Origin of the sequence: Bacillus sp. FSL W8-1143 (genome assembly GCF_037965155.1) — a bacterium.
Lineage (GTDB): Bacteria > Bacillota > Bacilli > Bacillales > Bacillaceae > Bacillus > Bacillus pumilus.
Genome location: NZ_CP150182.1, coordinates 1,924,473 through 1,936,184 on the forward strand (window position 1 = coordinate 1,924,473; position 11,712 = coordinate 1,936,184).

Sequence of the window (11,712 nt, forward strand, 5' to 3'; positions counted from 1 at the left end):
AAACGTGTCCAAGTGCAGCGAAAAATATTTATTTTTCTTCTTCAAACTCTTTATTTTTTCTCTTTTTCTATAAATAAACGAATTTCTTCTAAAAAAACATCTCCGTATTTCTCTCTTTTTTGAGCGCCAATCCCCTTAATTTGGAGTAATTCATCATCTGTTTGAGGCTCTACCGCTGACATTTCCTTCAATGTTTGATCAGAAAAGACAACAAACGGCGGAACACCTTGCTCTCTAGCTAGCTTCATTCTTAGCGATCTCAATCGCTCAAATAATGCATCGTTTTCTTGAATGGCTTCTGCTTTGATCGCCTGCTTTTTATACACAGCCTCTTGTCCAACTAACACTTTCTTCCCTTTATGGGTCACCTTCAGTGTTGGGTAAGCTCCTTCAGACATGTGCAAATACTCTTCTGTAATTAAAAATTCAATGAAGTCACTGATTTGCTGAGCCGAATGTTGTTTCATTAAAGCATATGTAGGGAGACGATCGAAACCTAGCTCTAGCACTTTTTTGTTTCTAGAGCCTGCCAATACTTGGGCGATCATCATTTTACCGAAGCGCTCATTCATTCTCACTGTACAAGATAACACCATCTGTGCTTCTCTTGTGACCTCTTCACGCTCTCTTTCATCAAGGCAGTTGCTGCATTTACCACAAGGCGAACTAGCTGTTTGATCAAAATAATCCATCACAAATTGCTGCAGACATTGCTCAGTATGACAGTAATCCACCATTTGCCTTAATTTAAGCAGCTCATGCTGGTAGCGCGTCTCATCTTCTATTGACTGTTCAATGAGAAAGCGCTGCACTCTTACACCTTGAGGTGAAAACAGTAAGATGCATTCACTTTCAAGCCCATCTCTGCCGGCACGCCCAGCTTCTTGATAGTAGCTTTCAATATCCCTTGGAATTTGATGATGGATCACAAAACGGACATTCGACTTATTGATTCCCATGCCAAATGCTGATGTGGCGACCATCACCTGGATATCATCATTTAAAAAGAGGTTTTGCTGCTCTTCTCTCGTATGATCATCCAATCCACCATGATAAACGCCAGCTTTGATCTTTTGTTTTTTTAGTCGATGATAAATATTATCCGCTTCTTTACGAGTGGCTGTATAAATAATGCCAGACTCAAGACTGTTTTTCTTCATATATTGTGTGATAAAACGTTCACTGTTTTCTCCTTTGATCACTTGAAAGGACAAATTTTCTCTAGCAAACCCAGTAAAGACGGTTTCTTCTCCGTTTATGCCAAGCTGTTCACATATATCTTGGTGTACCTTTTTCGTCGCTGTAGCTGTTAATGCGACAATCACCGGTCTTTTTGACAGCTTGTTCAAGCATTCTTGAATGAAGCGATAACTTGGCCTAAAATCATGTCCCCACTCGGATATACAGTGCGCTTCATCAATCGCGATTAAAGGAATCGTTAACCGATCTAACAGCTGAAAAAAACGTTCATTTTGTAAGCGTTCAGGTGTGATATAAAGCAGTTCGTATTCCCCATTTTCGCATTTTTTCAGCCTTTCATTCATTTCAGCTGCGGACAGAGTGCTGTTTAAAAAGGAAGAACGTATGCCCATCTCATTTAACGCATCAACCTGATCCTTCATTAAAGAAATAAGCGGAGATACTACGATCGTTGTACCTTCCATCATTAGCGCAGGGATCTGATAGCAAACTGACTTCCCTCCGCCTGTCGGCATAATGCAGACGGTATCCTTTTGTTTATTTACAATCGCTTCAATGGCTTGTTTCTGTCCTTTTCTAAAGGCATCAAAGCCATAATATTGTTTCAGGAGTGCTTCTGCTTGTTCTAACATTCAATTCCCTCTCCGTCATTTGTTTTGTCCATTTTAACATAGATTCTTGCCTCTACAGGCGATCAGTCGAATTTCGTCTTTTTACAAAATAAAAAGCCATTTTCCGAAATGGAAAATGGCTTGAATCATCCTAGGAAAAGCTGCGGATGCCGTAATCTAAGTAAGAAAGTTTTAAACCACCACTCCTCAAAGTGGGTGTTTGCAGAAACGTTCCTGTCTTCCTCTCTAAGGAGGCATGACATTCCGGCTTCAATATAAAACTCCCTATTACAGCTTAAAGGTTAAAACTTAATTAACATTACGCGCATCGCAGCCTTTAAACTATATTACACGAAAGTTTATTAAATTTCAAGAGATCTTTTTTCTATGAAATACTCATGTATACAAGATATTTGTCATTGCATACATAAGAAAAAATTATTCTGAAAAAATGTAACTTCGATTTATTATCCTATTTTTCTTCGTCTATGTCAACATCCTGCTCTTCCTCTAATCGTTCATACGTATCTGAATGCATCTGATCCATTGTTTGTCTATTTGTTAAATCACGCATTTGATCTGAGAAATTACGGTCAAACTCGTTTGGGTCTTGAGTGGTTTCTTCATTTTTCTTCGCATCGATTGAATAACGTGTATAGGGAACTGCTTTTAAACGTTCATATGGAATGTCTTTCCCTGTTTTCTCACAGACCCCATATGTTCCGTCTTCCATTCGTTTCAGGGCTGCATCAATTTCAGCTTCAAGCTGGCCATCAACTTGGTCCAGCGTTTGTTCGGTCATGCGGTCTAAATAGATGCTACCATGATCAGCGATATGGTTCCCAACACCATTTGAAATCTCGCTCGATTCACTTAGCATAGATTCTTCTTTCTTTTTTGACCCTTTTACATCTTCCTTTAATTGATTCAATCTTTCGTATAAATCAGCTTTTTGTTCTTTCGTTAAGCCCACGGTCAATCACTCCTTTCTTATTACCTTCCCGCTGCAAGGGAATTGAAAACATCAAAAAAGCCGCCGCCTTATTGGCAGCAGCTTGCTTCTCTTACAGGGTGCGAAGTGCTTCTTCTACTGGTTTATCCCCTTTAATTAAGTCAAAGGATTTATTTTTCACATTGGATTCTGTTAAGCTTTCCACTAGTACAGTGGCTACGTCCTCTCTTGAAATCTCAATGTTTTGGTTATCTGAAATATGCTCCGCAGCTTCAATCTTTCCTGTCTTTTCCTCATGCAGCAAGACACCTGGACGGACAATGGTATAGGAAAGTCCAGACTGTTTTAGATGTTCATCTGCTTTTCTTTTCGCCTCATAATAAATTTCCATACTTCCTTGCCCTTTTCCCTGGTTTGGATCATCGGCATTAAAGGAACTCAGCATCACAAAATGCTGAATGTTTTCTTTTTTCGCTGTGTCGACAAGACGTTTTGCACCTTCTTGATCCACTGCAATCGTCTTATCTGCACCTGTTTTGGAGCCTGAACCAGCTGCAAAGATGACAGCATCTGCTTGTTTCACAGCATCTGTCACATCCTTTTCAAGATCACCGATGACAGGCGCTGCACCTAGTTCTTTTAGCGCATCCGCTTGTTTTTCATCTCGAATGAGAGCAAGCGGCTCATGTCCTTTTTCTTTTAAATAACGAATGACGAGTCTACCTGTATGTCCATTTGCTCCAGCAACTAATACTTTCATTGTTCATTCTCCTTTCTGTATCTGTTTCATCTTTATCCTTTTTTGCTATCATTCAAACACCTAAACAAAAAAGCCCTTCCAAGAAAATATGGGGAAGGGCTCAGGCAATGTGCGATCTATTAAAATAAATACGTAGAATGAGAAAAGTGCATGTGATCTATGTAATCGCAAGGTTGATCAGCAAATATGTTTTGTCAAAATGGCTTGAACATCACTCAAATCCGTCTCTTTTGAAAAATCGAGTTCAAATACTTTTGAGCTTGTGACAAGCAGCATACCTGTGTCTTGATCAAACACGCCAGCTTCTTGAATGGCAAAACTTTCAATTGATCGATATGGCAAGGAGACCCTAACTTTCTTCTTAGAAAATACGCGGTTATCGCCAAAGATCAGTCGTTTATTGGTGAAACAAATTTGGTCGTGACGCAGTCTGTAAACAGCTTCAATTCTTTCCCCTTCAATTAGTAAGGATTCGAATTTCTTATCATTTTGTTTACTGACAGAAAAAATACCCACGTAAACCCCCTCTTCCTCCATCAAATTCCTTTATGAAAAAACGGCCACACGCTCTGTGGGTACGTTTTGTTCTCACTTATAGAATACGCTATAAATGATCGTTATTCCATTACGAATAGATTAAATTTCATTTAACTTTTTCTTTTTGATTCGATGCTCTTTCCTCTACTTATTTAGACAGTTAAAGCAGGAAAAAAGTTTCAGTTCTTTTTGAGAAAAATGGTTGAATTGTGACCAATAAAAAAACAGTGATTTTTTCAAATCACTGTCAGCGTGTAGACAAACCCTCGCATTCTTTGTCAGTCCGGTGATCACGAATGTCAAATTCGCTCCGCGCCGGTACTCGTCCTTCCTAGGGCTGCAAAGGTTTTCATGTCACACTGAAAAAGAAGACAAAGTGGACTATTCGTCTTTTGGTGTTTCAATGGTTCCCTCGGCATATACATCGGAAATCTGCTCAAGCGTAATTGCCATATCAGCATCTTCGTTATCATGCCAAGCATTTTGTTGATTCTGCTCATCTGTTTGCTTCTTTTTCATCATCATCACCCTTTACTGTTTTTCTTAGTATGAGTGATGATGATCAAAATCATTCAGCAGAAAAGTCTTCGAAATACTCTTTATAATACCCGCCTACTTTACCTGTATTATCAACGACAAACAGGAATTCTTCTGTTTCATTTTTCACTTCATATGTGCTTCCAACCGTTAGTGCACGGTCGACCATATATTTTTTCGCATTCGTATGTATACATTTTACTTGTTTTAACGTTTGAGCCGTTTGCCAGTTTTGATGGATCATGATTTAAAAACTCCTTTTTTCATCTATACATTTATTGTAGCCAATTTTTCATGAAATGCAATGAGTGTTATGGATTGCTTTCAAACATGTGGTGTAATATGATGAATGTATACGTTTACATCCATGTGCGTATACTAGATCATTTGCTTCCAATCCGCTTTTTCACCTAGAACTCGCAGAACAATCCATATCTTTAAGGAGGTTTGTTTATTTATGAGCTCTACAACACTTCAAATTAGTTCAAAACTCGAATCTTTTCTCCAAGGGACGAAAAAACTCTACATTAATGGTCAGTTTGTCACAAGTCACGATAACAAAACCTTTTCAACTCCTAACCCAGCCACAGGTGAAACCCTTATTGATGTATATGAAGCAGGTGCAAAAGACATTGATGAGGCAGTAAAAGCAGCCAAAAAAGCCTTTCATGGTCCTTGGCGCTCCATGTCTGCCGCCGAACGCGCCCGGCTCATGTTCAAGCTTGCTGATTTAATGGAAGAAAACCAAGAAGAGCTCGCTCAGCTTGAAACTTTAGATAACGGAAAGCCAATTAATGAAACAACCAATGCAGATATCCCTCTCGCAATCGAGCATATGCGCTATTATGCGGGCTGGACAACCAAAATAAGTGGACAAACCATTCCTGTGAGCCAAGGATACTTTAATTATACCCGTCATGAGCCTGTTGGCGTTGTTGGACAAATCATTCCTTGGAACTTCCCGCTGCTCATGGCCATGTGGAAAATGGGTGCTGCACTTGCGACAGGCTGCACCATCGTTTTAAAACCAGCAGAACAAACACCCCTCTCTGCTCTTTATTTAGCTGAATTAGTGGATAAAGCCGGCTTCCCAGAAGGTGTGATTAACATCGTACCTGGATTTGGCGAAACAGCTGGGAATGCGTTAACCGATCACCCTGATGTGAATAAGCTTGCCTTCACGGGGTCAACAAGTGTTGGGAAACTCATCATGGAGAAAGCAGCCAAATCCATTAAGAGGGTCACATTAGAACTTGGTGGAAAATCACCAAATATTATTTTGCCAGATGCCGATTTAAAGAAAGCCATTCCAGGTGCTTTAAATGGGGTCATGTTTAACCAAGGTCAGGTATGCTGTGCAGGTTCTAGGGTCTTTGTTCACCGAAGCCAATATGATGAGGTTGTCGATCAAATGGCTGAATATGCGACATCCCTCAAACAAGGAGCCGGTCTTCATCAAGATACGCAAATCGGACCTCTCGTAAGTAAAGAACAGCACGAGCGCGTGTTAGGCTATATTGAAAAAGGTAAATCAGAAGGTGCAACAGCCGTTGTCGGTGGCGATTGCCCTTATGAGGCTGGTTATTTTGTCTCCCCTACTGTTTTTAAAGATGTAGAAGATGACATGACCATCGCAAAAGAAGAAATCTTTGGACCTGTCCTATCTGCGATTCCTTACGATTCCATTGATGAAGTGGTCGAAAGAGCCAACCAGTCTGACTATGGTTTAGCCGCAGGACTTTGGACAGAAAACTTAAAGCATGCCCATGACATTGCTGCACGTCTTGAAGCAGGCACGATTTGGGTCAACTGCTATAACGTCTTTGATGCTGCCTCCCCGTTTGGAGGATACAAGCAATCAGGTCTTGGCAGAGAAATGGGATCATACGCCCTTAACAACTATACAGAAGTCAAAAGTGTGTGGATTAATCTCCAAGACTAATGACGCCTATAAAGCCGGTGACCATGTCATCGGCTTTTTTGTGATTGCATGTGACAGGCAGGCTCCTGAATATAGTAATAAAGGAAAGGAGCATGGCCGAATATGCAAGATTTTAAAACAAAAGTAAACGAATATATTGATGAATTGCACATGCAACTGCAGCGCAGACAACGAGAAGATGGCGCTTTTGTCTTCTGCTTTGAAGGGCCATTGATGACAAATGCTTTTTTGATTATGCTGTTAAAGGCGGTCGGTGATTCGGATCAGGCTTTGGTTCATCAATTGGCAGAAGCTATACGTGAAAAGCAAAATGAGGATGGTTCTTTTTCTTTGTATCATGATCAGGCGGGACATGTAACCGCGACTGTGCAAGGCTACTGCGGGATGCTCGTGTCAGGCAGGTATCAACAAGATGAGCCGCATATGGAAAAAGCAGCACATTTTATTCGATCAAATGGCGGTTTGAAGGACGTTCATTTTATGACAAAGTGGATGCTTGCCGTCAATGGCATGCACCCTTGGCCATACTTCTATGCACCACTTTCATTTTTACTCATCCCTACATATTTCCCGCTTCACTTCTATCATCTTAGTGCATATGCAAGAATTCATTTTGTCCCAATGATGATTGCACTCAACAAACGATATACCTCTCATGAACAGTTTCCAAGCTTAGCACATCTCGATGCAAACATGTCTAAAAATCCTTTTGACTGGTTTATGGCAAGAGAAGAACGTTCCACTCACCACTTTCTAGCATACATGCGGTCGTATACTGCACTCGACAGCCGGCTCGACTTTTTCGGGTATGAGGCAGCGAAGCGGTATATGTTTGAACGCCTTGAAAAAGATGGCACGCTTTATAGCTATTTAAGTGCCAGTATTTTTATGGTCTATGCACTCATGAGTCTTGGATACTCTCCGGGACATCATCTCATTTTAAAAGCAGTCAAAGGGATGAAACAGCTAGTCACTGACTGTCGGGGCAGGAAATATGCTGAGAATTCTACATCCACTGTTTGGGATACAGCGCTTGTCAGTTATGCTTCTCAGCGAGCAGGCAGAACACAAGATGATCCAGTGATCAAAAAGTCTTTTACGTACTTACTGAACCGGCAGCAAATGAAGAAAGCAGATTGGGCGATCCATAACCGGCATGCGGCTCCGGGAGGCTTTGGTTTTTCAGATTTAAACACAAATAACCCAGATTGTGATGATACGCAAATTGTGTTAAAAGCCATTCCTCAAACTTACGCTCCCGTTCAGTGGAAACGAGGATTTGATTGGCTTCTTTCCATGCAAAACCGGGATGGCGGCTTTTCAGCTTTTGAAAAAAATCAAAATCACTTCTTGCTTCGTCATCTCCCGCTCGAATCTGCTGAGGATGCGGCCATTGATCCTTCTACGCCTGATATTACAGGTCGTGTGCTCCATCTTATTAATAGCATGTCACCACTCATGCAAAGGCAAAAAGATCATTGTGTGAAATGGCTGCTTGATCATCAAGAGAAAAACGGATCATGGTTCGGAAGATGGGGCGTTTGCTATATTTATGGTACTTGGGCTGCGTTAACAGGACTAAAGGCTGCTGGCATCTCCTCATCGCATTCTGCTGTTCAAAAAGCATGTCGATTTTTAAAAACAATTCAATTAGAAGATGGCAGCTTCGGAGAATCGTGTAAAAGTGCAGAGGTTAAAAGGTACGTCCCGCTTCCATTTGGGACAGTGGTTCAAACGGCTTGGGCTGCTGAGGCACTTTTACAATATGTGCAGCCAGATGACAAAGTGATTTTAAAAGCCATCTCATTTTTGATTCAACATCAGCACTCGAGTGAAGCCTTGCACTATCCAGTAGGTATTGGTCTTCCAAAGCAATTTTACATCACCTATCATAGCTATCCATTTGTCTTTCCAATGATGGCTTGTTCCACATTTTTAGAAGAAATGAGGCGTAAAAATGAATAAGGAAGAATATCGCATGCAGCTTAAAGATTGGCTTAGCTTCATTCAAGGTGCAGTTCAAGATGACAACACCCGTCAGAAAGCAGAACATTTATCGTTCATCATGAATGATGAACATTCCAGTGAAGAAGAGTGGTACGAATTGGCTGAAAGTATTGCAGAGGATATAATTCCACAAGATGCAATGCGAGATGTGGCAGTTGGCGGCCATCAATTACCCCCTCTCCCTTACCGGTATGATGCACTAGAACCGTTTATTTCAAAAGAGGTGATGTATTTGCATCACCAGAAGCATCATCAATCATATGTTGATGGTCTGAACCAAGCTGAGCTTGCCTTAAAAAGAGCAAGAAGAACCAATGATTTTAAAATGATCAAGCATTGGGAACGGGAGCTAGCCTTCAATGGTGCGGGACACTATTTACATTGCATTTTTTGGTTTTCTATGAGTCCTTCAGGCAAACGAAAGCCCACTGGTCAAATGCTTCGTCTTATTGAACAATCGTTTGAAAGCTATGATGCATTCAAATCCCAATTTTCAGCTGCAGCCAAACAAGTTGAAGGTGTTGGATGGGCCATTCTCGTATGGGCACCAAGATCTCAGCGATTAGAGATTTTACAAGCAGAACGCCATCAATTTTTATCACAATGGGATGTGATCCCTCTTCTAGCTCTTGACGTATGGGAGCACGCCTACTATCTGCAATATCTGAATGAAAAAGCGACATATGTAGATCGCTGGTGGAATGTCGTTGACTGGCGTGAGCCAGAAGCACGCCTTAAGCAAGCTCAGCAAGTGAAATGGACCCCTTTTTAAAAACGCTACTCCATGTAGGCATGTGCTTATATGGAGTATTTATAGTTTACATAATATTATTATCACCACTAAAAGAATGGGTTGTTTTTTCAGAAAATTCATTTAAAATAGAAAAGATATGTATAGAAAGAGAGCTGAAGCAATGAATGAAGATTTTATTAACCATTAGTCACTTTGCAGGAAGAACCTTTGCAATTTGGGTCATTTTATTTGCGTGTCTTGGATTTGCCTTTCCTGCCGAATTTTCTAAGATTGGACCTTATATTCCTTTTTTACTCGGTATTATTATGTTTGGGATGGGGCTTACCCTGTCTGCTGAAGATTTTAAAGAGCTGTTTCGAAAACCTCTCTATGTGCTGATTGGGGTTCTGGCGCAGTACACACTCATGCCGCTTATCGCCTTTCTATTAGCTTACGGATTACAGCTTCCTTCTGAAATTGCAGTAGGCGTTATTCTTGTGGGCTGCTGCCCAGGCGGTACAGCATCCAATGTGATGACCTTTTTGGCGAAAGGAAATACGGCATTATCTGTAGCCGTCACCACCATATCGACCCTTCTTGCTCCATTTTTAACACCTGTCTTTATTTTACTCTTTGCAAGATCATGGTTACCTGTATCGCCAGAAGCGCTATTTTTGTCAATTGTACAAGTTGTGTTGATCCCAATTATCTTAGGTGTCATCGTTAAATTGTTTTTCAAAAAACAAGTGACCTATGCAGTTCAAGCATTGCCGCTTGTATCTGTCACCGGAATTGTAGTGATCATTGCAGCGGTTGTCAGTGCAAATAAAGAGCAGATTCTTCAATCTGGGCTGCTAATATTGGCCGTTGTGATCTTACATAATGGACTTGGTCTTTTATTTGGTTACCTTATCGCAAAGTGGTGCAAAATGGATATCCCTTCTCGAAGAGCCATCTCGATTGAAGTAGGCATGCAAAACTCTGGACTTGGTGCAGCTCTAGCGACAGCACACTTCTCGCCACTTGCAGCCGTACCAAGTGCCATTTTTAGTGTGTGGCATAATTTATCTGGTTCCTGGCTTGCGACGTATTGGTCAAAGAGAGGAAATACTGAAAATGAAAAGAAAAAAAGCTAGCACCTTTAATGGGTGCTAGCTTTTCAAATTGAAGATTATCCTTCAAGTAATAGCTGCTCTGGATCTTCAAGTAAGTTTTTAATCGTGACAAGGAATCCAACTGCTTCTTTACCATCGACAATCCGGTGGTCGTAAGAAAGAGCTAAATACATCATCGGACGGTTCTCAAAACGTTCTTCATCAATTGCCACAGGTCGAAGCTGAATTTTGTGCATCCCTAAAATTCCAACTTGAGGGCTGTTTAAAATTGGTGTTGAAAGCAGTGAACCGAATGTTCCGCCGTTTGTGATCGTGAATGATCCACCTTGCAGCTCATTTAGAGACAATTTGTTATCTCGTGCTTTTTTCGCAAGATGACCAATTTCCTTTTCAATCCCTGCAAACGACAATCTGTCTGCATCACGGACAACCGGTACGACAAGTCCTTCGTTAGCAGCAACAGCGATGCCGATGTCATAAAATTTCTTCAAGACGAGCTCATCACCTTGAATTTCTGCGTTAAGCAGCGGATATTTCTTCAGTGCTGCTACAACTGCTTTTGTGAAGAAAGACATGAAGCCAAGTTTTACATCATTTTGTTCAAGGAAGGCATCTTTACGGCGTTTTCTTAAGTCCATCACAGCCGTCATATCTACTTCATTAAATGTCGTCAGCATTGCAGCCGTTTGCTGAACCTCAACTAAACGTTTTGCAATCGTTTGTCTGCGGCGCGACATTCTCTCACGTTCAATTGGCTTTCCTGGTTGTTCATTTTGCACCGCAGCATTTGCTTTTGGCGCGGCTTTTGGTGCACTTGCAGGTGCTTCATTTTTTTGATAAGAAGCGACATCCTGCTTTCGTACCCTGCCCAGCGGATCTACGGTTGGAATTTCAGATAAGTCTAGTCCCTTCTCTCTCGCTAGTTTTCTAGCTGCAGGAGAAGCGATGGTTCTGCCATTACCAGTTTTCGGCTCTTCTTTCACTGCTTCTTCTTTTTGAGCAGCTGCCGGTTCTTCTTTCGAAGCTGGTGCAGACTCTTGCTCAGGTGCTGGAGCTGCGGACTCGCTTCCGCCAGCTTCACCCGCTGCAATTGTTCCGATGACTTCTCCAACTTGTACAGTGTCACCAGAATCCTTCAGCACTTCTTTCAGTACACCAGATTCTTCTGCTGTCAGTTCGACATTGACTTTATCTGTTTCAAGTTCTAACAGGTATTCTCCCTGCTCCACATAATCGCCCGGCTGCTTTAGCCATTGAGCTATCGTTCCTTCCGAGATCGATTCCGCTAATTCAGGTACTTTAATTTCCGCCATTTTTC

At 41.3% G+C, this 11,712-nt stretch carries 11 protein-coding genes and 1 other RNA gene; 4 read left to right on the forward strand and 8 right to left on the reverse strand.

Annotated features, from left to right (window positions below; genetic code table 11):
- Nucleotides 1–50: 50 nt before the first annotated feature.
- From recQ to NSQ36_RS09515, 7 genes are all read right to left on the reverse strand, one after another.
- Entirely contained in the window at nucleotides 51–1,832 is a 1,782-nt protein-coding gene (gene recQ / locus NSQ36_RS09485; RefSeq protein WP_106028810.1) for a DNA helicase RecQ, read from the reverse strand.
- A gap of 133 nt (nucleotides 1,833–1,965) precedes the next feature.
- A non-coding RNA gene (gene ssrS / locus NSQ36_RS09490) (6S RNA) lies at nucleotides 1,966–2,151 on the reverse strand.
- A 132-nt stretch (nucleotides 2,152–2,283) separates the two neighbouring features.
- Entirely contained in the window at nucleotides 2,284–2,784 is a 501-nt protein-coding gene (locus NSQ36_RS09495; protein WP_003215876.1) for a TraR/DksA C4-type zinc finger protein, read from the reverse strand.
- Nucleotides 2,785–2,875: 91 nt separating this feature from the next.
- The gene (locus NSQ36_RS09500) at nucleotides 2,876–3,523 is read right to left on the reverse strand and encodes an SDR family oxidoreductase (RefSeq protein ID WP_339205587.1); all 648 of its coding nucleotides are present in this window, start codon (nucleotides 3,521–3,523) and stop codon (nucleotides 2,876–2,878) included.
- Nucleotides 3,524–3,700: 177 nt separating this feature from the next.
- Nucleotides 3,701–4,039, reverse strand: coding sequence for a PH domain-containing protein (locus tag NSQ36_RS09505; protein ID WP_003215537.1), 339 nt, complete (start codon nucleotides 4,037–4,039; stop codon nucleotides 3,701–3,703).
- A 402-nt stretch (nucleotides 4,040–4,441) separates the two neighbouring features.
- On the reverse strand, nucleotides 4,442–4,579 hold the full coding sequence (locus NSQ36_RS09510; RefSeq protein WP_223250615.1) for a DUF4025 domain-containing protein: 138 nt from the start codon (nucleotides 4,577–4,579) through the stop codon (nucleotides 4,442–4,444).
- 49 nt (nucleotides 4,580–4,628) lie between these two features.
- Complete coding sequence (locus NSQ36_RS09515) at nucleotides 4,629–4,841, reverse strand: DUF6501 family protein (protein ID WP_003215772.1); 213 nt, start codon at nucleotides 4,839–4,841, stop codon at nucleotides 4,629–4,631.
- Between the two features lie 213 nt (nucleotides 4,842–5,054).
- Here NSQ36_RS09515 and NSQ36_RS09520 point away from each other — a divergent pair, with 213 nt between their 5' ends.
- The 4 genes from NSQ36_RS09520 (at nucleotide 5,055) to NSQ36_RS09535 (ending at nucleotide 10,415) form a co-directional block, all read left to right on the forward strand.
- Nucleotides 5,055–6,539, forward strand: a complete 1,485-nt coding sequence (locus NSQ36_RS09520; RefSeq protein WP_003215950.1) for an aldehyde dehydrogenase family protein — start codon at nucleotides 5,055–5,057, stop codon at nucleotides 6,537–6,539.
- A gap of 102 nt (nucleotides 6,540–6,641) precedes the next feature.
- Complete coding sequence (locus tag NSQ36_RS09525) at nucleotides 6,642–8,504, forward strand: prenyltransferase/squalene oxidase repeat-containing protein (protein ID WP_339205589.1); 1,863 nt, start codon at nucleotides 6,642–6,644, stop codon at nucleotides 8,502–8,504.
- Nucleotides 8,497–9,318: a superoxide dismutase gene (locus NSQ36_RS09530; protein WP_251190415.1), complete on the forward strand. Its 822-nt coding sequence runs from the start codon at nucleotides 8,497–8,499 to the stop codon at nucleotides 9,316–9,318. The genes NSQ36_RS09525 and NSQ36_RS09530 overlap by 8 nt, the downstream gene beginning before the upstream one ends.
- A 146-nt stretch (nucleotides 9,319–9,464) precedes the next feature.
- Entirely contained in the window at nucleotides 9,465–10,415 is a 951-nt protein-coding gene (locus NSQ36_RS09535; protein WP_050943923.1) for a bile acid:sodium symporter family protein, read from the forward strand.
- A 35-nt stretch (nucleotides 10,416–10,450) separates the two neighbouring features.
- Here NSQ36_RS09535 and odhB read toward each other — a convergent pair whose 3' ends face one another.
- Complete coding sequence (gene odhB, locus NSQ36_RS09540; RefSeq protein ID WP_137055092.1) at nucleotides 10,451–11,707, reverse strand: 2-oxoglutarate dehydrogenase complex dihydrolipoyllysine-residue succinyltransferase; 1,257 nt, start codon at nucleotides 11,705–11,707, stop codon at nucleotides 10,451–10,453.
- Between the last annotated feature and the right edge of the window lie 5 nt (nucleotides 11,708–11,712).